Origin of the sequence: Streptomyces sp. P9(2023) (genome assembly GCF_032436795.1) — a bacterium.
Lineage (GTDB): Bacteria > Actinomycetota > Actinomycetes > Streptomycetales > Streptomycetaceae > Streptomyces.
The window spans coordinates 1-334 of the sequence record NZ_JAUPWM010000271.1 but is presented as its reverse complement, the minus strand read 5'-3'; the positions used below and the strand labels follow the sequence as shown (position 1 = coordinate 334).

Genomic DNA, 334 nt, shown 5'->3' with positions numbered 1-334 from the left:
CACACCTGACCAGACCCAGCATCCGGGACGCCCTGGAGCACTCCGGCACGATCCACCACAGCCACCAAGCCAGCCAGACGCATCACCGACAGCAGCGCATCCATGCGGGACTCGGAGTACTCCACCGACGACGGCACCGTCTGAGGCGCATCCCAGCCGCCGACCGGCAACACATCAGCGACGAGCCGCTGCACCTCGACACGCACCGTCCCGCCACGCGGCTGCGCCGGTACCGTGAATCGGTCATCAGCGACGATCCCCAGCAGGTCACCAGCGGAGACGCGCAGCATCTGAGCACCACGCACCCACCGGCCCGAGCGGTGTAGCCGCCACG

The 334-nt window shown here is 68.9% G+C and carries 1 protein-coding gene; it reads right to left on the bottom strand.

Annotated elements, in window-relative coordinates:
• Positions 1-290, bottom strand: a 290-nt coding sequence (locus Q5762_RS37605; protein WP_315896806.1) for a hypothetical protein, incomplete at its 3' end; no start/stop codon positions are given.
• Positions 291-334 lie beyond the last annotated feature (44 nt).